We start from the raw sequence: 275 nt of genomic DNA, 5'->3' as shown, positions 1-275 counted from the left end.
TAGGCCGCATTGGCGCCGCTGATCGTGGCCTGCGCCCCGCTCACCGTGGTCGTGCCCGCACCGGCCAGCAGGTTATCGAAGTTGCTGGCCGAGGCTAATGCCAACTCCAGCCCGGTCGTCGTACTGCCCGTTGCGGTGTCGATATTCACCGTGCCGGTGCCAACGCCGTCAGCGTCGCTCAGTTTCAGCACGCCGCCCTGAATCGTGGTCGCCCCGCTGGCACTGTTGGCCCGGGCGATGGTCAGCGTACCCGTGCCGTTCTTGGTGAAGGCGCC

The 275-nt window shown here is 67.3% G+C and carries 1 protein-coding gene; it reads right to left on the bottom strand.

Annotated features, from left to right (window positions below; genetic code table 11):
* Positions 1–275 (bottom strand): autotransporter-associated beta strand repeat-containing protein (locus NPS47_RS25570; protein ID WP_274297465.1); only part of this gene is annotated, 275 nt, incomplete at both ends.

The organism is Pseudomonas putida (genome assembly GCF_028682475.1).
Taxonomy (GTDB): Bacteria; Pseudomonadota; Gammaproteobacteria; order Pseudomonadales; family Pseudomonadaceae; genus Aquipseudomonas; species Aquipseudomonas putida_AG.
Note: the sequence above shows the minus strand (reverse complement) of the source record. Positions and strands in the feature narration are given on the sequence as shown.